The organism is Sphingomonas sp. M1A8_2b, from assembly GCF_053345535.1.
The window spans coordinates 387381-408306 of sequence record NZ_JBKFAH010000002.1 but is presented as its reverse complement, the minus strand read 5'-3'; the positions used below and the strand labels follow the sequence as shown (position 1 = coordinate 408306).

The following is a 20926-nucleotide window of genomic DNA, read 5'->3' as shown; positions in this document are numbered from 1 at the left end:
CACGGAAGTCTCATCACGGAAGCCCCGTCACAGGAGCCCCGTTTACGGAAGCCCCGTCACGGAAACCCCGTCACGGAAACCCCGTCACGGAAACCCCGTCACGGAAACCCCGTCACGGAAACCCCGTCACGGAAACCCCGTCACGGAAACCCCGTCACGGAAACCCCGCCACGGGTCACGTCGCCAACGCACACCGTGCTCGGCCGACGACCTCAGTCCCACGCCGTTTCCGATCTCAGCCTCGCACGCCAGTTTTTCGAAGTTTTCCCAACGACGTTGCAGCAGACGATGCGAACAAGCCGCCGAGCAAGGCTGTGGTGGTGACGGCCGTCAATCCTTCGGGCAACAGCCCGCGGAACAGGCCGACGGCGATGATGCCGCCAGCCATACCGATCAGCCCCGACACGAGATCCGACCAAGGCTCTGGATCGGGCCCTGGATGCGGATGCGGCCACCACCACCCCGGCCATCTCGTCCCGCACCAACCGACCATCACAAGATAGGCGTACATCATGATACCCCCTCCAGTCGACATCATCGCAGCACCGCGATATCGACCTCGGGCTCATCATTGCACGTTCGACACACCCTGCAATCAAGGATTGGTTCAGATCGGCGCCAAATCTTGGTGAAGAGCGACGTAAACTTTGGAGGAAATTGGCTATCCGCATCGGCAGCCGATAAAGATCGGCAAATTCTGCGCTCCGCTCTGTCAAAGTCTAATCGACAAGGCGGAGCGCGGGGTTCACACGACGCTGCGGCCGGTGAACAGCTTGATCAGGACCACGACGACCGCGACGACCAGCAGGATGTGGATAAGTCCGCCGGCGATATGGAACGCGAAACCGGCCAGCCAGAGGATCAGCAGGATGACGGCGATGGTGTACAACATTAGTAAGTCCCCTCGGAAGTGACAGGCTCCCGGCCCCGCATTGAAACGTCGCTGTAACGATCCGTGTTCCGTCACTATCTCTGCGCTAGTCTAACCCCCTCAACCGACGCGTAATTAATATCGCGGCGTTGCGCCGCCTCGCCGGTTCTGCTTCGTTGCGGGGATGTTGACCCGCCTTCTTGCCGTCGCCGCGCTGCTGCCGGCCCCCGCCCTCGCGCAATCGCTCACCTCCACCGAGGCCGCGCAGATCGACACGCTGGTCACCGGCGCGCTCGGCGATACCGGCGTCCCATCCGCGTCGATCGCGGTGGTGCGCGGCGGGCGGGTCGTGTTCGCCAAGGCGTACGGCAAACCGTCCGAAGCGATCGCCACCGCCGACCCGAAGCTCCCCTACCAGATCGCCTCGATCTCCAAGCAGTTCACCGCCGCCGCGGTCCTGCTGCTCGAGGACGAAGGCAAGCTGTCGCTCGACGACACCGTCGCGAAGTACATCCCCGGCATCACCGACGGCGACCGCATCACGATCCGCCAGTTGCTCAGCCACACCTCCGGCCTGCAGGATTACTGGCCGCAGGACTACAGCTTCGCCGCGATGGCGCATCCCGTCACGCCGCAACAGATCGTCGACCGCTGGGCGAAGAAGCCGCTCGATTTCCAGCCCGGCACGCAGTGGCAATATTCGAACACGGGCTATGTCGTCGCCGGGATGATCGTCGAGAAGGTCGCCAAACAGCCGCTGCTCACCTTCCTCCAGCAACGCGTCTTCAAGCCGCTCGATATCCGCGCGCTCGACCAGGACAAGGCGATCGGCAAGGCTTTCCCGCAAGGCTATGGCCGGTTCGCGCTCGGCCCGGTTCGCCCCGAAACACCCAGCGCGGACGGCTGGCTCTACGCCGCCGGCGAACTGTCGATGAGCGCCGAAGACCTCGCCAAATGGGACGTCGCGCGTCTCAACCGCACCACGCTCCCCGCCGACGACTGGGCCGCGCAGGAAACGCCCGTCAAGCTCGCCGACGGATCGAGCAACGGCTACGGCCTCGGTGTTTTTACTGGCGCAGCGAACGGCCGCCGCTACGTCGAACACAGCGGTGAAGCGGTCGGCTTCCTGTCCGAAAACACCGTCTACCCCGACGACAAGGCCGCCATCGTCGTCCTCACCAACAGCTGGTTCAGCGACGCAACGGGTCGCATCGCCGCCGGGGTCGCCAAGATCGTGCTGCCGGCCGCGCCCGCGAATGCCGAGGACACCGCCGCGCTCGCGAGAGCCCGCACCGTCTACGACCAGCTCCGCACCGGCACGCTCGACCGCAAGGGGCTGACCGAAGACGCCAACTATTACTTCAAGCCGGTCGCGCTCGCCGACTACAAGACGAGTCTGAGCGCGCTCGGCGAACCCACCGCGTTCGCACAAACCGGCAAGACCCGCTTGCGCGGCGGCTTCGTCAACCGCACCTACCGCATCACCTATCCCGACCGCGCGCTTTCGCTCAGCACCTATGCCGAGCCGGGCGCGAACGGCCGGTACGAACAACTTTTGGTGGCGCCCTCTTCTTAAATGGCAAGCACAATGATCGATTTCGCTTCGATGCTCCAACCCGACCGCGGCCAGCCTGCGCGGTCGATCCACGTCGTCCACCCCGATGCGTATGAAGGCTGGCTCGCCAAGCAGTCGCAGCGCATCCGCACGACGGTCGCCTCGCACCGGCTGACCGGCAAGGCGGGTGACCGCGCGGTCCTGCCGGGCGAGACGGCCGACGACTGGTCGATGCTGCTGGTCTGCAACGAGGCGGTCACGTCGCCGTGGCGGATCGCCTCGCTCGGCGCTTCGCTGCCGGCCGGGAGCTATCGCCTCGCAGAAGGCCCGGTCGGTGCAGCCGGGCTAGGCTGGATGCTCGCCCAGCACCAATTCACGCGGTACGTGAAGCCCGATGCGACCGGCCCGCGCGTGCTCCTGACCGCCGACGCCGCGCATATCGACGAGACGGTCCGCCTCGCCGAAGCCACCGCGCTCGTCCGCGATCTCGTCAACACCGGGGCGTCCGACATGGGCCCCGCGGATCTCGAAGCCGCCGCCGAGACGCTTGCCAAGCGCCACGGTGCGACCGTCACGACCACGCGCGGCGATGCGCTCGCGAGCGGCTATCCGATGATCCACGCGGTCGGACAAGCGGCGAGCCGGGACCGCGCACCGCGGCTGATCGAACTCGCATGGGGCGACCCGTCGCACCCCCGCATCGCGCTGGTCGGCAAGGGCGTCACCTTCGACACTGGCGGCCTCGACATCAAGCCATCCGCCGGCATGCGGCTGATGAAGAAGGACATGGGTGGCGCCGCGCACGCGCTGGCTCTGGCAAACCTAGTGATGGCGGCCAAGCTTCCAGTCCGCCTCCACCTTCTGATCCCCGCGGTCGAAAACGCGATCGCCGGCAACGCCTTCCGCCCCGGCGACGTGCTCGCCACGCGCAAAGGCCTGACGGTCGAGAACACCAACACCGATGCCGAAGGCCGCCTCATCCTCGGCGACGCGCTGACCAAGGCGGGCGAGAGCAATCCGGAGTTGATCCTCGACTTCGCCACGCTGACCGGCGCGGCGCGCGTCGCGCTCGGCCCCGACCTGCCGCCAATGTTCACCGACGACGAAGCGCTCGCGGCGGACCTGCTCGCTGCCGGGTTGGAACAGAACGATCAGATGTGGCGCCTGCCGCTCTGGAACGGCTATGACGAGATGTTGAAGTCGGACATCGCCGACATGGTCAACGCACCCGATGGCGGTTTCGCGGGCGCGATCACCGCCGCCTTGTTCCTCCGCCGGTTCGTGCCGAAGGACACGGCCTGGGCGCATCTCGACGTGTTCGCATGGCGGCCATCCACCAAGCCAGGTCGACCAAAGGGCGGCGAGGCCTATGCCCTCAGAGCATCGTTCGCGATGTTGGCCAAGCGCTACCCAAAGAGCTAGCCGTTCCCCCGCGGAGGCGGGGGTCCAGGATCTCGAACGCCATCACTTGAGACCCTGGGCCCCCGCCTCCGCGGGGGGGAACACAAGGGTCCTGATCTCGACGGGCGAGCCTTACCCCGCCTCGAACTGCCCGAACGGCAGCAGCTTATCCGCCATCGCCTTCGTCGCATTCGCATCGCCGGCATGCAGCGGGACCAGCACCGCCGTCGCGGCCCTTCGCATGAATCCGTCGATCGCGGTCGGCGTCGGCGCCTTGCTCGCCGTCTCGACCAGCGCGCGTCCCCGCGCGTCGTTCGGATCCAGCTCCAGCCGCAACAACCCCGCCAGCCCCGCGAACATCGCCCGGTTGCCGCCCAGCGCCACCGATTTGTCGAGCGCCTCGAACCCGGTGGCCTTCTGCGCGCCCGCGACCGCGCGCCCGACGAACCGCCCGAGCTTCGCGATCACACCGACGTGCCACGCCCCCAGCGCGGCCTGCGCCTCGGCGTTACGCGGATACCGCGTCACCAGCGCCTCATATTGTTTCCGCGCGGCGATCGCCTGGGTCCGATTGCCGAGCAGCTTCGCGCGATACCCGTTCGCCATCGCCTGCATGATCGCAGCCTCCTGGTCGTTCGGCGAGCGGTTCAGCGCCTGTCCCGCGACCGCGGCCGCCTTGTCGATCCGCGCAAGGGCAACCCCGCGATCGCGATCGACGAACCCGGCCTGGGTCAGCAATTCGCGCGGCGTTTCCGCGTGAGCCGGCATCGTCGACACCAGTGCACAGACCGCAATCGAGGTGCCGACGCACCCGGGAACCCATCTGGCCATATCAACCCTCGCACGAAAGCAGCATCACGCCGGACAACGATCCGATCTCCGAATCGCCCATTAACCCTAAGACCTTTAGGGTTTATCGGGACTTAACGCTTCTCGACACATGCCTTGGCCCTCCACCGATCACAGCGACGCCGCTGCCTCGATGATCGGGACGAACTTCGCCGCGGTCAGGCTCGCACCGCCGACCAGCGCCCCGTCGACGTTCGGCGTATCGAGGATCGACGCCGCGTTCGCGCCCGTCACCGAGCCGCCGTACAGGATCCGCACGCCCGCGGCCGCATCGCCGATCAGCATCCGCAGTTTCGCGCGCGCGATCGCATGGATCGCCGCGATCTCGTCGAGCGTCGGCGTCCGCCCCGTACCGATCGCCCAGCGCGGCTCATAGGCCAGCGTGAACCAGCTGCCATCGGCATTGTCGGGCACCGACTTCTCGATCTGCGCCTGCACCACGCGCTCGGCGCGGTCGGCGTCGCGCTCCGCCGCGGTCTCGCCGCAGCACAAAATGACCTGCAAGCCCTGCCGCCGCGCCGCTGCTGCCTTCGCCCACGCGTCGTGGCTCGTCTCATGCTGGTCCGCCCGCCGCTCGGAATGGCCGACGATCGTGAACGACGCGCCAACCTCCTTGACCATCGCCGCCGACACGCACCCGGTATGTGCGCCCGAGTCCGCCTCGTGGACGTCCTCCGCGCCGATCGCCAACCCGGGTACGCGCTCCGCCGCCGCCGCGATCAGCGTGAAGGGCACCGCGACCGACACATCGATCCCCGGCGCGGCACTCGCCGCCGCCGCGATCGCATCGAGTTCGACGAGCATCGCCCGCGACCCGTTCATCTTCCAGTTTCCGGCTACAAGCTTACGCCGCATCGTCATCTCCCCGATAGTTCGCCCAGCGATAGCGCCGCCCCCGCCCCGCACAACCCCGCACGACCTGACCGCCGCGTGACGCGCCCGACTTGAAGAGCCGCCGCCCTCCCCGTAAAGCAACCGCGTTCCATTCCTGTCGATCGGCCGTCCATGCTCGCTTTCTTCCGCCGTCTTACCCAATCGAAGGCCGGCGTGATCATCACGTTCCTGGTGCTCGGCGTCATCGCGCTCGCGTTCGCGGCGGGCGATGTCACCGGATTGAGCTCGATGACGGGCGGCGCCGGGATCACCGGCGGCGACGTCGCCAAGGTCGGCAAGGCCGAGGTGACGGTCAACGAGTTCAAGACGCAGGCGCAGACCCAGCTCGAAGGGTTCCGCCAGGAACAGCCCACGCTCGACATGGCGAGCTTCGTCAACCAGGGCGGGCTCGACGGTACGCTCGACCGGATCATCTCGAGCATGGCGCTCGAGCAGTTCGGCCGTGCGCAGGGCATGGTCGTCAGCAAGCGCGCGGTCGATGGCCAGATCGCCAGCATCCCCGCATTGCAGGGCCCGACCGGCAAGTTCGACGAGAATCTCTACCGCCAGGTGCTCGCGCAGCGCAAGCTGACCGACGCGCAGATCCGCAGCGACATCATCCGCGACACCTACGCGCAGCAGCTGACGCTGCCGAGCAACGGCGCGACTCAGGTGTCGAGCCAGCTCGCGCTCCCCTACGCCTCGCTGCTGCTCGAAAAGCGCACCGGCACGATCGGCTTCATCCCCACCGCGGTCGTCCCCGCCGGCCCCGCGCCGAGCGACGCCGACCTCGCCACGTTCTACAAGCGCAACATCGCGCGCTACACCGTCCCCGAGCGCCGCGTCGTCCGCTACGCGGTCGTCACGCCCGAACAGGTCAAGGCACAGGCCGTCCCGACCGACGCCGAAATCGCCAAGACCTATCGGCAGGACAACGCGCGCTACGCCGCCACCGAGAAGCGTACGATCTCGCAGGTCGTCGTCGCCGATCAGGCCGGCGCCACCGCGCTCGCCGCCAAGGTGAAGGGCGGCGCCAGCCTCGCGGATGCCGCGCGCGCCGCGGGGCTCGAAGCATCAACCCAGACGGGTGTAGAAAAGGCCGCGTATGCCGGCACGAGTTCGCCGCAGGTCGCCGACGCGGTGTTCGCCGCTGCCGACGGCGCGGTGATCGGCCCGGTCCGCACGCAGCTTGGCTGGGTCGTCGCCAAGGTCGACAAGGTCGAGAAGGTCGCCGCGCGCTCGCTCGACCAGGTCCGCGGCGAGATCGCCGCCGCACTCGGCATCCAGAAGGCTGCGCAGGCGCTGTCCGACATCCACGACAAGATCGACGACTCGCTCTCGAAGAACGCCACCTTCGACGAGGTGACCGCCGACCAGAAGCTCAAGCCGGTCACCACGCCCGCGCTGATCGCCAGCGGCGTCAATCCGGACGACGCGACCAGCAAGCCCGATCCGGCGATCGCCCCGCTCGTCGCCGCCGCGTTCCAGGCCGCCGAGGGCGATGGTCCGCAGCTCGTCCAGCTCGGCACCGATGGCGGCTTCGCGGTCGTCGCGCTCGGCCGCGTCGTCCCCGCCACCCCGCGTTCGCTGGCACAGGTTCGCGCCGACGTGCTGCGCGACGTGACCGCCGACCGCGCGCGTCAGGCGGCGCGCAAAGTCGCCGCCGACGTGCTCGCCCGCATCAATAAGGGCATGCCGATCCAGCAGTCGCTGAGCCAGACCGGCCTGAAGCTGCCCGCCGCGCGGCCGCTGACCGCCTCGCGCGCGCAGATCGCCTCGGATCCGCGCGGCGCGCCGCCCGCGCTCGCGCTGATGTTCAGCATGGCGCCGAACACCGCCAAGACGCTCGCCGCACCCGACGACAGCGGCTGGTTCGTCATCAAGCTCGACAGCATCGCCAGCGGCAATGCGGCGGGCAACGACGCCGCGATCAAGGCCGCCCGCGCGAATATCGGCCGCTCGGTCGGTCGCGAATATGTCGAGCAGTTCGCCAAGGCGGTCCGTGCCGAGGTCGGCGTGAAGACCGACGCCGCCGCGATCGCGCGGGTCCGCGCCGACCTGCTCGGCCAGGGCGGCAGCGGGAACTGATCGCATGAGCGCGCGTGAAGCTCTCGCCGCCGGCCGTCCCGCGCTCGTATGGCGTCGTCAGGTCGCCGACACCGAAACTCCGGTCGCCGCGGCGCTGAAGCTGATCGAGCCCGGGCGTGGCGACTTCCTGCTCGAATCGGTCGAGGGCGGCGCGATCCGCGGGCGCCACAGCCTGATCGGGCTCGCCCCCGATCTGCTGTTCCGCGCGCAGGGCCATGCCGCCGAGATCAACCGCCATTGGGCGACCGATCGCGACGCGTTCGAGCCCTCTCCGCAACCGACGCTCGACGCGCTGCGTACGCTCGTCGCGGAATGTCGCGCCGACGTGCCGGCGGAGCTCCCCCGCGCGCTCGCCTGTCTCGTCGGCTATTTCGGTTACGAGACGATCGGGCTGGTCGAGGATCTGTCGCAGCCCGCCGCCGATCCGCTCGGCCTGCCCGACATGATCTTCGTGCGGCCCACCGTGATCCTCGTGTTCGACCGGTTGACCGACGCGCTCTATATGGTCGCGCCCGCTTGGCCCGATCCGACGCGCGATGCGGACGCGATCGTCACGGAAGCCGAGTCCCGGCTCGACGCGGTCGCGGCAAAGCTCGCCAACACGCCGGTTCCGGCCCCCGTTCGCGCTGACGTCGCCGACCCCGTCTACACCCCCGCGCTGCCCGAGGGCCGCTACGGCGAGATGGTCGCCACCGCGAAGGACTACATCCTCGCCGGCGACGTCTTCCAGGTGGTGCTCGCGCAGCGTTTCAGCACGCCGTTCGCGCTGCCGCCGTTCGAGCTCTATCGCTCGCTAAGGCGCATCAATCCGTCGCCGTTCCTGTACCACCTCGACCTCCCCGGCTTCGCGCTGATCGGCTCGAGCCCGGAGATCCTCGTCCGCGTCCGCGACGACGAAGTCACGATCCGTCCGATCGCGGGTACGCGGCCGCGCGGCAAGACCGCCGCCGAGGACGAGACGAACCGCATCGGCCTGCTCGCGGACCCGAAGGAGCGCGCGGAGCACCTCATGCTGCTCGATCTGGGTCGCAACGACGTCGGCCGCGCGGCCACGCCGGGCTCGGTGCGGGTCACCGACAGCTACGGCGTCGAATTCTACAGCCACGTCATGCACATCGTCTCGAACGTCGTCGGCACGCTGTCCCCCGACAAGGACGCGCTCGATGCGCTGTTCGCGGGCTTCCCCGCCGGCACGGTCAGCGGCGCACCCAAAGTCCGCGCCTGCCAGATCATCGCCGAGCTGGAGCCCGAGCGGCGCGGCGCATACGCGGGCGGGGTCGGCTATTTCTCGCCCGACGGCTCGATGGACTCGTGCATAGTGCTGCGGACCGCCGTGGTGAAGGACGGCACGATCCACGTCCAGGCTGGAGCCGGCATCGTCGCCGACAGCATCCCCGAATACGAACAGCGCGAATGCGAAGCCAAGGCCGGGGCTATCCTAGCGGCTGCGCGCGAAGCAGTAGGTCGCGCGAAAGCACCTGGCTTCGGCCAGTAAGTCTAGATGCCCTAGGGCAAAGCTAAGCTACGCCGGCCAAATGCTCCACCCCGGCGAAGGCCGGGGCCCAATCGGAAAGGCCGCGGTAACGGACCGCAGCCTTCGTTATTCTCGTCCCCCAATCGGGCCCCGGCCTTCGCCGGGGTGGTTGCCTTTCAGATGGTGAGGATCGGACGTACCAAACAAACACTCACGGCGTCGTATCCGTCTCGCTCGCCGGCACCCGACGTTCCGCCGCATAGGCCTGGTTGCGCTGCATGAAGCAGCCCGACTGGCCACCCGTCCCGACCGCGGAGCACGTATCCGGCAACCCGCCAGCGACGCGGCTGACCTGATCCATCGTCGCCGCGCGGTTCACCCAGCTCTGATTCTTCGCGGCGATCGGCTTGTCGTTCCGCAGGTTCTTCGGGATGCGGTACGGCTGGTCGAGCGTCGAACACACGACGATCTCGCCGCCGCTCGACTTGGGGCATTTCTGGTCGCCGGTCAGCGTCACGCTGCGGATGCGCTGCGGCGGCGTGTCGGCCGTGGCATCCTGCGCCGAAGCCATGGCGGGAAGCGCGATCAGCGCGGCGAGGACGACGGTACGAAACATGCGTGGCACTCCTTTGATCGGATAACGTCCGTCAGGCGGCATTGCTCCGCCCTGAATGATCATCGCCGATCCGAATAATATAGGGTGCGCCGCGGCGAACCACGACCACCCGGCGGCATAATTGCGACGCTATACCGCACCCGCTCCGGTTTGCGCCCCGGCTCGACGCGCTCACATGTTGCGCGAGGCCGCGCATCGGCTATGGCGGCGCCATGATCCTCGTCGTCGACAATTACGACAGCTTCACCTGGAACCTGGTCCATTACCTGATGGAACTGGGCGCCGAGGTGGAGGTCGTCCGCAACGATGCGATCTCCGCCGGGCAGGCTCTGTCGTCGGGCGCGGACGCGTTCCTCATTTCCCCCGGCCCCTGCACGCCGACCGAGGCGGGCGTCAGCCTCGACCTCGTCGCCGCCTGCGCGGATGCCGGCAAGCCGCTGCTCGGCGTGTGCCTCGGCCACCAGGCGATCGGCCAGCATTTCGGCGGCAAGGTCGAACGCGGTGGGCTGATGCACGGCAAGACCTCGCCCGTCCTCCACGACGATACCGGGCTGTACGCCGGGCTCCCCTCGCCCTTCATCGCCACGCGCTATCACTCGCTGATCGTCAACGCGGTGCCCGACACGCTGGTCGTCAACGCGACCGCGCAGGACGGCACGGTGATGGGCTTCCGCCACAAGACGCTGCCGATCCACGGCGTCCAGTTCCACCCGGAGAGCATCGCCACCGAGCACGGCCACGAAATGCTCGCCAATTTCCTCAAGATGGCGAACATCCCCCATCAACTCCCCTCCCGCTTGCGGGAGGGGTTGGGGGAGGGCAGCGCCGCACCCGCGACCTCCGAGGTAGCCCCTCCCCTAACCCCTCCCGCAAGCGGGAGGGGTATATGACCACCACCACCCTCCTTCCAGACCCGTCCTCCCCCCTCTCGCGCGAATCCGCCCGCGAAGCCTTCGCTGACATCCTCGACGCGCGCGCGAGCGACGACGCGATCGCCACCTTCCTCACAGATCTCGCGACTCGCGGCGAAACCAGCATCGAGATCGCCGAAGCCGCGCGCGCACTTCGCCAGCGCATGATCCCAATCGCCGCCCCCGCCGGCGCGATCGACGTCTGCGGCACCGGCGGCGATGGTCACCACACCTTGAACGTCTCGACCGCCGTCGCGCTCGTCGTCGCGGCAACCGGAGTCCCCGTCGCCAAGCACGGCAACCGCGCCGCCTCCAGCAAGGCCGGCGCCGCCGACACGCTGGAAGTCCTCGGCCTCGACATGGACCGCGCCGGCGCCACTGCGGAAGCAAGCCTCAACGAGATCGGCATCGCCTTCCTGTTCGCCGCCAATCACCACCCGGCGATGAAGCGCATCACCCCGATCCGCCAGCGCATCGGAAAGCGCACGATCTTCAACCTGATGGGCCCGCTCGCCAACCCGGCCGGCACCACCCGCCAGTTGATCGGCATCGCCCGCCCCGATTACGTCGCGCTCTACGCCGACGCGCTCGAACAGCTCGGCACCGAGGCCGCACTCGTCGTGTCTGGCGAAGAAGGCCTCGACGAACTGTCGGGCGCCGGTCCCAGCATCGTCGCCTCGGTCGGCAGCGTCGCGCTCCCGGCCCGCGTAACGCCCGAAGACGCCGGCCTCACCCGCCACGCCATCACCGATATCCGCGGCGGTGACGCAGCCCATAACGCCGACGCGCTCCGCCGCCTGCTCAAGGGCGAGACCGGCGCCTACCGCGACGCCGTATTGCTCAACGCCGCCGCCGCCTTGATGGTCGCCGGCACCGTCCCCACTCTTGTCGAAGGCGTCGCCAAAGCTGCGGCCGCCCTCGACACCGGCAGCGCCGATGCGCTGCTCGCCTGCTGGATCGCCTACTGACATGACCATGCTCGACCGTATCCTCGAGACCAAGCGCGCCGAAGTCGCCGCCCGCAAAGCAACGACGTCGCTTGCCGATATCGACGCCGGGATCGCCCGCATGTCGAAACCGCGCGGCTTCCGCGCCGCGCTCGACGCCAAGCAAGGCTATGCGCTGGTCGCCGAGATCAAGAAGGCGAGCCCGTCGAAGGGCCTGATCCGCGCCGACTTCGATCCGCCCGCGCACGCTCGCGCCTACGAAGCCGGCGGCGCCGCGTGCCTGTCGGTCCTCACCGACGAAAAGTGGTTCCAGGGCGCCGACCAGTATCTCGCCGCCGCCCGCGACGCCGTATCGATCCCCGTGCTGCGGAAAGACTTCATGGTCGACCCGTGGCAGTCGACCGAGGCCAGAGCGATCGGCGCGGACTGCATCCTGATCATCGTCGCCGCGCTCGACGACGTGCAGATGGCCGAGATCGAGGCGTCCGCGCTCGACTGCGGGATGGACGTGCTGGTCGAGGTCCACGACGCACACGAGATGGAGCGCGCGCTGAAGCTCAAGTCGCGGCTGATCGGCGTCAACAACCGCGACCTGCGCGACTTCACCGTCGACTTCAACCGCACCTACGAACTGGTCAGCCGCGCGCCGAAGGATTGCACCTTCGTCGCCGAAAGCGGGCTCACCACGCGCGCCGAGCTCGACGCGATGGCCGAGCACGACATCCGCTGCTTCCTGATCGGCGAGGCGCTGATGCGCCAGGACGACGTCGAAGCCGCCACGCGCGTGCTGGTCGGGTGACGGGCCTCACGCACATCGACGAAGCCGGCGCGGCAAGAATGGTCGACGTCGGCGGCAAGGCGGTCACCGCCCGCGAAGCCGTCGCCACGGGTCGCATCACCATGTCCCGCGAGGCCGCAGCGGCGATCGGCGCCGGCACCGCGAAAAAAGGCGACGTCCTGGCCGTCGCGCGCGTCGCGGGCATCATGGCCGCCAAGCGCACCAGCGACCTGATCCCGCTCTGCCACCCGCTGCCGCTGACCAAGGTCGAGATCGACCTGGTCGTCGACGAAACCGGCGTGACCGCCACCGCCACCGCCTCGACCGAAGGCAAGACCGGCGTCGAGATGGAGGCGCTGACGGCGGCCACCGTAACGCTCCTGACGATCTACGACATGGCCAAGGCGATCGACAAGACGATGGTCCTCTCGGACATCCGCGTCCTGGCCAAGTCAGGCGGCAAATCCGGAAACTGGACCGCCTGAAACCCTCTACCCAAAGGGGAGAGGGAAAGACGCCAAAGGCGGCGAGGGTGAGGGCAGGCCGATCAACGCACCGCTAGCCGAACCTACCGCCGATCCCCGAAATCCGAGTCGTCGATCGTCCAGTCGTGATTCTCCACGATCGTCGACTCCACCGGCCGTCCCGCCGCATCGAGCGACGGATCATACCGAAACCGCTGCTCGATCAACCGGCACGTCAGGCTGTCCAGCACGCCGCTCCCGCTCGACCGCGTCACCCGGCAATGCGACACCCGGCCGCTCACCTCGACGGTGTAGCGTACCGAGACGATCCCGCGGATCCCCGTCTCCGGCGCCTCGCTGGGATAGTCCGAATCCTTCAACCGCCCCTTACGCCACCGCGGCGGCGTCTCCTCACCCCCGCCGCCATCGCCGTCGCCATATCCGCCACTCCCGGTGCCATTGCCGATCCCCCCACTCCCGCTCCCCGGCCCGCGCACGTCGGAAGCCCCGGCAGTCGCCTGCGCGCCAACTCCCGCCTTCTCCGCAACGATCACCGGCGGCGGCACGACGATCGGCACCACCGGCGGCGGCGCGACCACCTCCGTAGCCTTCGACTTCAGGTTCGGCGGCGACGCGGCCCCCTGCGGCTTGCGACTGGGCGAAGGCCTCGGTTTCACCTTCTCGACCGGCGGTGGAGGGGGAGGCGGCGCCACTCCGAACACCTTCAACGCCTCGCCAACGGCTGCCGGCATCGGCACCGCCAACCCATAGATCAGCGCATACCCGAGCAACCCTGGAACCAGAACCGCGCCGATCACGGCGGCGATCCGGTCTTTCTTCGGCGGCTGGATAGCGATCATCACGTTGATATGGTGCCCTTTAATCGGCAATAAAGCGCCCGCGACGATGAACAGGCGCTGGCTGGGAATAAAGGCGTCTGCCAGCGACCGTCAGCCAAGGCGGTCTCGCCATCCCCCCGGCATCGAACGCCACCCCGACGAAGGCCGGAGAGGTGCACTGCCGGCATAGCGTAGGAGCCGGGCCGGCTCAGACGTCTCAATCCGCTCTCCCAACCGTCATTCCCGCGGAGGCGGGAACCCAGACTAGCTTGACGATAGAGTCGCGACCCTGAAAAATCCGCGTTGCAGCCTCCACAGGGCGGACATCCGAAAAAGATCCAAACGACCTCCGATCACTTACAGAACCGAGCTGCTCCTCAGTTCGCCGTTCTCCCGCGCAAGCGGGAGCCCAGGGTCAAAGACGATACGCCCCGAGAAGATTCCGGGACCCAGTTGCGAAGCCCCACCCCCACAAGTCTCAGCGAGACGATCCACCGCGATGCGCCACCCGCGGCGAAACCGCAGGATCAGACGCGAAATCTCCTCGAGCGGACTTCCCTCGGCAAACGCTTGCCACAAATTTTTCCATCAGCCCCGAACTGCGAAGCGCGGGCAGATAGGCCGCCGCTTCACAGGAGGCACGGCTGCGGTCGATCCCGTCGCACTGGGCGATACCACCGTCGGCATCGCGGGGCAGCGCGCGATCCAGTCGGTGTCGATCCCGCGCGACCAAGCTTGTCCTGAAGTCGTCCAGCCGCTGAAGCCGGCCGGCGGGGGTGGTCCGAGCGTCATCCAAGCCGGCACAGGCATGGGATCTTTTGGCTGGCGGAAGCGGCTGTTGCCCCGCGCTCAGCAGCAAAGCCATCACGAACAGCATCGGCACCTCCTTCGCAGTCCCGGCATCGTATCACGCACCGACGTGTCCCGAAACGCCCCGCAAGGGAAGAAGCGGCCTGTGCCGATAAGCAAGGACAGGGATTTCAGCAGACGGTGTCGAGCCCTCTCAATGCCACAGTCGGTGACCGTGAATACTCCCGACGTCGCCCGATATCACGCGCCAAACTGCGACCGATAGCCGCACCCCGAACATCGATCTGTCCTACGCGCGCAACCCATGGCAAAGCGGCAGCCATGCCCACCAACCCCCAACTCCCGCCGCTCCGCCCATGCCCAAAGCCGCGCGCGCAACACCGCTCCCAGCGTCTGCACTTTCTGCACTTCACTCGCCAAACCCACGCAAATCCGGGGTTTCCCGCATGACCGATCTTCTCCCCGTCGCCGACGCACAGACCCGCCTGTTCGCCATGGCCCCGCGCGTCGGCCACGAAACCGTGCCGCTTCGCGACGCCGCCGGCCGCTGGGCCGCAGCCGATATCCTCGCCCGCCGCACGCAGCCGGCCGCCGACCTTTCCGCGATGGACGGCTACGCGATCCGCTTCGCCGACCTCCCCGGCCCGTGGACAGTCATCGGCGAGAGCGCCGCGGGCCGTCCCTTCGCCGGCACGGTCGGCCCAGCCGAAGCCACCCGCATCTTCACCGGCGCGGCAATGCCCGAGGGTGCCGACACGGTCATGGTCCAGGAAGAAGCCGAGCGCGACGGAGACACGCTGATCCTCGCCGGCGAAGGACCGCCGACCTTCGGCCGCAACACCCGCCGCAAGGGCCTCGACTTCACCACCGGCAGCCGGCTGATCGCGGTCGGCGATCGCCTCACCCCGGCGCGGATCGCCGTCGCCGCGACCGGTGGCCACGGCAGCCTGACCGTCAACCGCCGCGTCCGCGTCGCGGTGGCCGCGACCGGAGACGAACTCGTCCCCCCCGGCTCGACCGCCGACGGCGTCGCGCTGCCTGAATCGAACGGCGTCATGCTCGCCGCGATGCTCGCCGACCTGCCCGTCGACGTCATCGATCTCGGCATCCTTCCCGACCGGCTCGACGTACTGCGCGACGCCTTCGCCAGCGTCGCGGCCGACCTCCTCGTCACCACCGGCGGCGCCTCGGTCGGCGACCACGACCTCGTCCGGCCGGCGATCGAGGCGGCCGGCGGCGGAATCGATTTCTGGCGGATCGCACTGCGCCCCGGCAAGCCGATGATGGCCGGCCGGATCGGCGAGATGATGGTGCTCGGCCTGCCCGGCAACCCGGTCTCCGCGTTCGTCACCGCGACGCTATTCGTGAAGCCGGTCGTCGCGCACATGGCCGGTGCGCGCGACCCGCTACCGCAGGTCACGCACGCTCTGCTCGGCGAAGACCTGCCCGCCAACAACGCCCGTACCGACTATCTGCGCGCCGAACTCCGCGACGGCCGCGCCTATGCGTCGACGATCCAGGACAGTTCGATGCTGCTCACGCTGGCGCGCTCGACCTGCCTGATCGTCCGCGCGGGCAACGCGCCCGTGGCAAAGGCGGGCGAATCGGCGGAAATCCTTATCATTGGGTGATCTGGCCGCTTGACGGCGTTAATTATGTTCCATAGAAGTTCCTCGTCTGTTCCGGACGGAGAACCGCCATGCTCACGCGCAAGCAGCACGAACTCGTCTGCTTCATCAACGATCGACTCAACGATACCGGCGTCTCGCCGTCGTTCGAGGAGATGAAGGACGCGCTCGACCTCAAGTCGAAGTCGGGCGTCCACCGTCTGATCAGCGCGCTCGAGGAGCGCAATTTCATCCGCCGCCTGCCGAACCGCGCGCGCGCACTCGAGGTGCTGCGGATGCCCGAACGTCCGGAAAAGAAGGCGCCCTCGAAGGCATCGAACGTGAAGTCGGCACCCGTGCCCGCCGCGCCGCAGCCAGCGAACGACGTCATCGAGATCCCGCTGCACGGCCGCATCGCCGCCGGCGTCCCGATCGAAGCATTCGAAGGCAGCACGATGCTAGCCGTCCCCGCTGCTTTGCTCGGTTCCGGCGAACACTATGCGCTCGAAGTCTCCGGTGACTCGATGGTCGAAGCCGGCATCCTCGATGGCGACTACGCGCTGATCCGCCGCACCGAAACCGCCCGCGACGGCGAGATCGTCGTGGCGCTGATCGAGGACAGCGAAGCCACGCTCAAATACTTCCGCCGCGAAGGTGCGATGGTCCGCCTCGACCCGGCAAACCGCGCCTACGACCCGCAACGCTACGCCCCCGCCCAAGTCCGCGTGCAGGGCAAACTCTCCGGCATCTTCCGCCGCTACGACTGAGCCGCCGCCTGCTCTGCGCCGTCGAAAGAATTGGTTCGCGCGGAGACGCGGAGGTGTTTCGATTGGGGAGAACTTGCGGTTTAAAACGACTGCGGAGAGACGACCGGACAGTATTCAACCTGGTCCGGTTCGTCGGCTAAGAAACTGCTCCGCGTGAAATTTATCGGCCGGACAGCGCGCGCGTTGGATGGTGATTTGGATCACGCGAAGGCGCAAAGGCGCGAAGATGTCGCATTTGGGGGAGCGTCTATCCGTCCTAGTACCGACCTCAGCTGATCGTTCATGAAAGGCGTACGGGTCTCCCGAATTACACCTTCTTCGCGCCATTGCGCCTTCGCACTACCATTCTACCTCTGCGAAACCCGGTTGGCTCGAAGGCCCGATGCCGCGTCGTCGAACCGGACATGTCGTGGCGCGAACGAATGCACGGCGCGGTTGAGCAGAGGCGGATCGCGCCACGGATGGCGATCGCCTGCAGTCAGTATCGTGACGACCGTCCCGGTCCCCAGGGTCAGCGCGATTCCACCCGTCCGATGCAGAACGCGTCGATCGAGCTTCAGCCACCGCGGTACGCAGCGCTTCGGCAGACCGCGTTCGCTGACGACGACGTCGGCGCTGCGACAGGCTTCAACGAACTCGGCAATCGGGACCATATAGGCGCTGCGGGTCGCGAGGATCCGCCACATCCGTCCGCGCGCGGCAATATCGGTGACGCAAAGATCACGACTACACCGTGCATCGGGCTGGTCGGCCAGCAGCAGCGGCTCGCCGTCGACCCCGCCATTCTCGGCAAGCGTATCCCGCGTATAATCCCCCGCCCGGTCCCGCAGCATCGAGAGACCCGCGGCGGTCCGGACCGCGACATGCCGGCCATCGCCCGTCACCAAAATATCCGGCGGCGGTGTGGTCAGCGCCCACGCTGCCCCGATCATCAGCGGCACCACGCCCATCCGCCGCAACCTGGTCCGCCACAACGCGATCCAGATCCCCCCGATCGCCATCAGCGCGAATGCCGCGGTCGGCATCGCCGGCAGCGACCGCACCGATCCGGGCGCGCCCGCCACGGTGTGCGCAAGCCAGAGCAGCGCTTCGAGCGATCGCTGGACCAGCCACCAGAGGGGTGCACCGAGGCCCCCCACGTCCAGCAGCAACGCCAGAGCCTCCAGCGGCATGACGACGAACGTCGTCAGCGGGATCGCGATGATATTGGCAAACGCGCCGTACACGCCGGCTCTGTGGAAATGATAGACCGCGATCGGCATGAGCGCGAACTCGACGAGCAGTCCGGTAAGCAGCAGCGACGCCACGCCCCGTGCGAGACGGCGTGCTCGCCCCTCCTCGTGCGGTCCGAAGAACGCGCGGATCACCGGATGTTCGTGCAGCGCCATGATGGCGGTGATCGCCGCGAATGATAGCTGGAAGCTCGGCCCTGCTGCGGATTCGGGCAGGACCAGCATGACGCACGCCGCCCCCGCCGCCACGAGCCGCAAGGTCATCGCCTCGCGCCCCATCGCCAGCGCGGCCAGCACGAGCAAAGCGGCGACGCACGACCGGATCGTCGGCACCTGGCTGCCGGTCAGCAGCGTGTAGCCGATCGCCGCCGCTGCCCCCGCCAGTGCTGCGATCAACGGCAGGCGCGCGTGCAAAGCCAGCCACGGGCTGAGCGCCAGCAGACGCAACACGATCAGCATCGTCGCCGCCACCGCCGCAGTGATGTGCAATCCGCTCACCGACAGCAGATGCGCGAGCCCCGCCCGGCGCATCGCCTCCGAATCCTCCTCGCTGATCGCACCGACGTCGCCCGTCGCGAGCGCCGCAGCGATACCGCCCGCGCTGCCGTCCAGTCGCGAGACGATGTGGTGCGAAAGCGCGACGCGGATGCCGGCGCCCGATTCGCTCGGCGTCGTCACGACTACCGGTGCGAAGCCGCGTCCCGTCGCCCCGATCCCGCCGAACCATGCGACGCGCGCAAAGTCGTAGGCGCCCGGCACCGCGGGGAGCGGCGGCGGCATCAGCCGTGCCCGCAACTGGATGACCGCCCCCGTCCCCAGCAGCTTCGGCGCATCCGCTTCCGCCAGATTGACTCGGACGCGGAACGGCAAGGCGACCGGCTGCCCGTCGGTTCCCCCCCCCTTCTCAACCGGCAATACCGTCAGCCGAACCAGCTTCCGCGCCACCAGCGGCTCGATCGCCTCGACCCTCGCCGAGAAACTTGCGATCGTCGGACCGCCCAGAACCGGCCGCACCACCCATTCCGACCGCACCCAGATCAACCCCAGCCCCAATGCGATGGTCAGCAACCCGATCGCCAGCGCGCGTGCCGCACGCCCGCCCTGCCCCACGGCGAGGCACGCCAGCCCACTCGCCACCAACAGTAGCATCGTCATGCACCACGCCGCCGGGTCCGGCAGCGCGAACCAAAGCGCGATTCCGCCGCCCAGCATTACCGGCAGCCACAGCACCAGCTGGTCTCGCTCCGCCTCCAGCCAGCGTTCCACGGCAAGCCCGACGACGGCCCCCGATCGCGGCACGCCCATTTGTCGCCGCCAAGGACGCATGCTAGGGGCGGCGACGGCTGTCATGGCCATCGTTTCTCCATTGTTTCATCAGTCTGGGAGCACCCGCGGTTGGGCGCAATATCTGATACGGGCACCGCCAATGCGGCCGCACCCGTGGTTACCCGTTTCGCTCCGTCGCCGACGGGGTTCCTGCATCTCGGCGGCGCGCGCACCGCGCTGTTCAACTGGCTGTTCGCAAAGGCGAACGGGGGTAAATTCCTGCTGCGGATCGAGGATACCGACCGAGTCCGTTCGACCCAGCCGGCGATCGACGCGATCATCGACGGGATGCGCTGGCTCGGGCTCGACTGGGACGGCGACGTCGTCATGCAGTTCGCCGGCGCCGAGCGCCACGCGCAGGTCGCACACGAAATGGTCGCGAGCGGCCACGCCTATCGCTGCTACATGACCAACGACGAGATCGCGGCGATGCGGGCCGAGGCCCAGGCCGTGAAGAAGCCGCTCCGCATCCGCAGCCCCTGGCGCGATCGCCCCGAAAGCGAAGCGCCGAACCTTCCTCACGTCGTCCGCCTGCGCGCACCGCAGGAAGGCGCCGTCACGATCGAGGACCGCGTGCAAGGAGCGGTGACGGTCAAGAACGAAGAGATCGACGACCTCGTCCTGCTCCGCTCCGACGGCACGCCAACCTACATGCTGGCCGTCGTCGTCGACGATCACGACATGGGCGTCACGCACGTCATTCGCGGCGACGATCACCTCAACAACGCGTTCCGCCAGTTGCCGATCTACCGCGCGATGGGCTGGCTCGAGCCGATCTACGCACACATCCCGCTGATCCACGGCCCAGACGGCGCCAAGCTGTCGAAGCGTCACGGCGCGGTTGGCATCGAAGCGTATCGCGACGAGATGGGGATTCTGCCCGAGGCGTTCGACAATTACCTGCTCCGGCTCGGCTGGGGCCACGGCGACGACGAGATCATCAGCCGCGAACAGGCGGTCGAGTGGTTCGACCTGTCGGGCGTCGGCAAGTCGCCGTCGCGCTTCGACCTGAAGAAGCTCGAGAACCTCAACGGCCACTACCTCCGAGAAGCCGACGACGCTCGGCTGGCGCAACTTGCCGCCGATCGTCTCGGCCACAACTTGCCAACCGGCGGACTCGATCTTCTGACTCGCGCGATGCCCGTCCTGAAGCCGCGTGCCGCAAACCTGAACGAGCTGGCCGAAGGGTCGAATTTCCTGTTCAGCCAGCGCCCGCTTGCGATGGATGACGCTGCGGCGAGCCTTTTGCAGGGTGAAGCGAGTGCGATTTTGGGCAATGTCCATGCCGAACTTGACGCGCTCGCCACGTGGGATACGGAGGCGCTCGAAGGCGCGTTACGGCGCGTGGCCGAAGCGCGGGGCGTCAAGCTCGGCCAGGTCGCACAGCCGCTTCGCGCCGCGCTGACGGGACGCAAGACGTCGCCGGGGATCTTCGACGTGCTCGATCTGCTCGGGCGCGACGAGAGTCTCGGACGGATCGCCGACCGCATGGCTAGCTGATAAGATTTCGAGGAAGGA

At 67.9% G+C, this 20926-nt stretch carries 18 protein-coding genes and 1 pseudogene; 11 read left to right on the top strand and 8 right to left on the bottom strand.

All coding sequences use genetic code 11. The features are described from left to right. Positions 1-235 precede the first annotated feature (235 nt). Positions 236-514 (bottom strand): hypothetical protein, encoded by a 279-nt coding sequence (locus tag ACLBWL_RS10295; protein WP_447792683.1) that lies wholly within the window; start codon positions 512-514, stop codon positions 236-238. A gap of 231 nt (positions 515-745) precedes the next feature. After that, complete coding sequence (locus ACLBWL_RS10290) at positions 746-892, bottom strand: lmo0937 family membrane protein (RefSeq protein ID WP_447792681.1); 147 nt, start codon at positions 890-892, stop codon at positions 746-748. 163 nt (positions 893-1055) lie between these two features. Between ACLBWL_RS10290 and ACLBWL_RS10285 the strand changes: the two genes are divergently transcribed. Then, entirely contained in the window at positions 1056-2447 is a 1392-nt protein-coding gene (locus tag ACLBWL_RS10285; protein ID WP_447792679.1) for a serine hydrolase domain-containing protein, read from the top strand. 12 nt (positions 2448-2459) lie between these two features. Beyond that, positions 2460-3848 (top strand): leucyl aminopeptidase family protein, encoded by a 1389-nt coding sequence (locus ACLBWL_RS10280; RefSeq protein WP_447792677.1) that lies wholly within the window; start codon positions 2460-2462, stop codon positions 3846-3848. Between the two features lie 111 nt (positions 3849-3959). Here ACLBWL_RS10280 and ACLBWL_RS10275 read toward each other — a convergent pair whose 3' ends face one another. Further along, positions 3960-4658: a hypothetical protein gene (locus tag ACLBWL_RS10275; protein WP_447792675.1), complete on the bottom strand. Its 699-nt coding sequence runs from the start codon at positions 4656-4658 to the stop codon at positions 3960-3962. A 129-nt stretch (positions 4659-4787) separates the two neighbouring features. Next, the gene (gene tpiA / locus ACLBWL_RS10270; protein ID WP_447792673.1) at positions 4788-5531 is read right to left on the bottom strand and encodes a triose-phosphate isomerase; all 744 of its coding nucleotides are present in this window, start codon (positions 5529-5531) and stop codon (positions 4788-4790) included. A 150-nt stretch (positions 5532-5681) separates the two neighbouring features. On the opposite strand from tpiA, the gene ACLBWL_RS10265 reads away from it, so the two are divergent. Next, positions 5682-7637: a SurA N-terminal domain-containing protein gene (locus ACLBWL_RS10265; RefSeq protein WP_447792671.1), complete on the top strand. Its 1956-nt coding sequence runs from the start codon at positions 5682-5684 to the stop codon at positions 7635-7637. A gap of 4 nt (positions 7638-7641) precedes the next feature. Continuing rightward, on the top strand, positions 7642-9132 hold the full coding sequence (trpE, locus tag ACLBWL_RS10260) for an anthranilate synthase component I (protein ID WP_447792669.1): 1491 nt from the start codon (positions 7642-7644) through the stop codon (positions 9130-9132). Between the two features lie 190 nt (positions 9133-9322). On the opposite strand, the gene ACLBWL_RS10255 is transcribed toward trpE, so the two are convergent. Next, positions 9323-9727, bottom strand: coding sequence for a hypothetical protein (locus ACLBWL_RS10255; protein ID WP_447792667.1), 405 nt, complete (start codon positions 9725-9727; stop codon positions 9323-9325). Between the two features lie 212 nt (positions 9728-9939). Between ACLBWL_RS10255 and ACLBWL_RS10250 the strand changes: the two are divergent. The 4 genes and pseudogenes from ACLBWL_RS10250 to moaC form a co-directional block, all read left to right on the top strand. Further along, positions 9940-10503 (top strand): annotated as a pseudogene (locus ACLBWL_RS10250) (anthranilate synthase component II); the annotation flags it as partial. A 110-nt stretch (positions 10504-10613) separates the two neighbouring features. Then, on the top strand, positions 10614-11606 hold the full coding sequence (trpD, locus tag ACLBWL_RS10245) for an anthranilate phosphoribosyltransferase (RefSeq protein ID WP_447792665.1): 993 nt from the start codon (positions 10614-10616) through the stop codon (positions 11604-11606). A 1-nt stretch (position 11607) separates the two neighbouring features. Beyond that, positions 11608-12384, top strand: a complete 777-nt coding sequence (gene trpC / locus ACLBWL_RS10240) for an indole-3-glycerol phosphate synthase TrpC (RefSeq protein ID WP_447792663.1) — start codon at positions 11608-11610, stop codon at positions 12382-12384. After that, positions 12381-12848 (top strand): cyclic pyranopterin monophosphate synthase MoaC, encoded by a 468-nt coding sequence (gene moaC / locus ACLBWL_RS10235; RefSeq protein ID WP_447792661.1) that lies wholly within the window; start codon positions 12381-12383, stop codon positions 12846-12848. The genes trpC and moaC overlap by 4 nt, the downstream gene beginning before the upstream one ends. 83 nt (positions 12849-12931) lie before the next feature. On the opposite strand, the gene ACLBWL_RS10230 is transcribed toward moaC, so the two are convergent. Further along, positions 12932-13687 carry an energy transducer TonB gene (locus ACLBWL_RS10230; RefSeq protein ID WP_447792659.1) on the bottom strand — a complete coding sequence of 252 codons (756 nt, stop codon included), beginning with the start codon at positions 13685-13687 and terminating at the stop codon, positions 12932-12934. 457 nt (positions 13688-14144) lie between these two features. Then, positions 14145-14543, bottom strand: coding sequence for a hypothetical protein (locus ACLBWL_RS10225; protein ID WP_447792657.1), 399 nt, complete (start codon positions 14541-14543; stop codon positions 14145-14147). Positions 14544-14922: 379 nt separating this feature from the next. On the opposite strand from ACLBWL_RS10225, the gene ACLBWL_RS10220 reads away from it, so the two are divergent. Continuing rightward, positions 14923-16107, top strand: coding sequence for a molybdopterin molybdotransferase MoeA (locus ACLBWL_RS10220; protein WP_447792655.1), 1185 nt, complete (start codon positions 14923-14925; stop codon positions 16105-16107). 68 nt (positions 16108-16175) lie between these two features. Beyond that, complete coding sequence (gene lexA / locus ACLBWL_RS10215) at positions 16176-16850, top strand: transcriptional repressor LexA (protein ID WP_447792653.1); 675 nt, start codon at positions 16176-16178, stop codon at positions 16848-16850. Between the two features lie 347 nt (positions 16851-17197). Here the strand turns inward: lexA and ACLBWL_RS10210 are convergent, their stop codons facing one another. Next, positions 17198-19387 carry a ComEC/Rec2 family competence protein gene (locus tag ACLBWL_RS10210; RefSeq protein WP_447793475.1) on the bottom strand — a complete coding sequence of 730 codons (2190 nt, stop codon included), beginning with the start codon at positions 19385-19387 and terminating at the stop codon, positions 17198-17200. 90 nt (positions 19388-19477) lie between these two features. Between ACLBWL_RS10210 and gltX the strand changes: the two genes are divergently transcribed. Continuing rightward, positions 19478-20908 (top strand): glutamate--tRNA ligase, encoded by a 1431-nt coding sequence (gltX, locus tag ACLBWL_RS10205; protein ID WP_447792651.1) that lies wholly within the window; start codon positions 19478-19480, stop codon positions 20906-20908. The last annotated feature ends 18 nt before the right edge of the window (positions 20909-20926 follow it).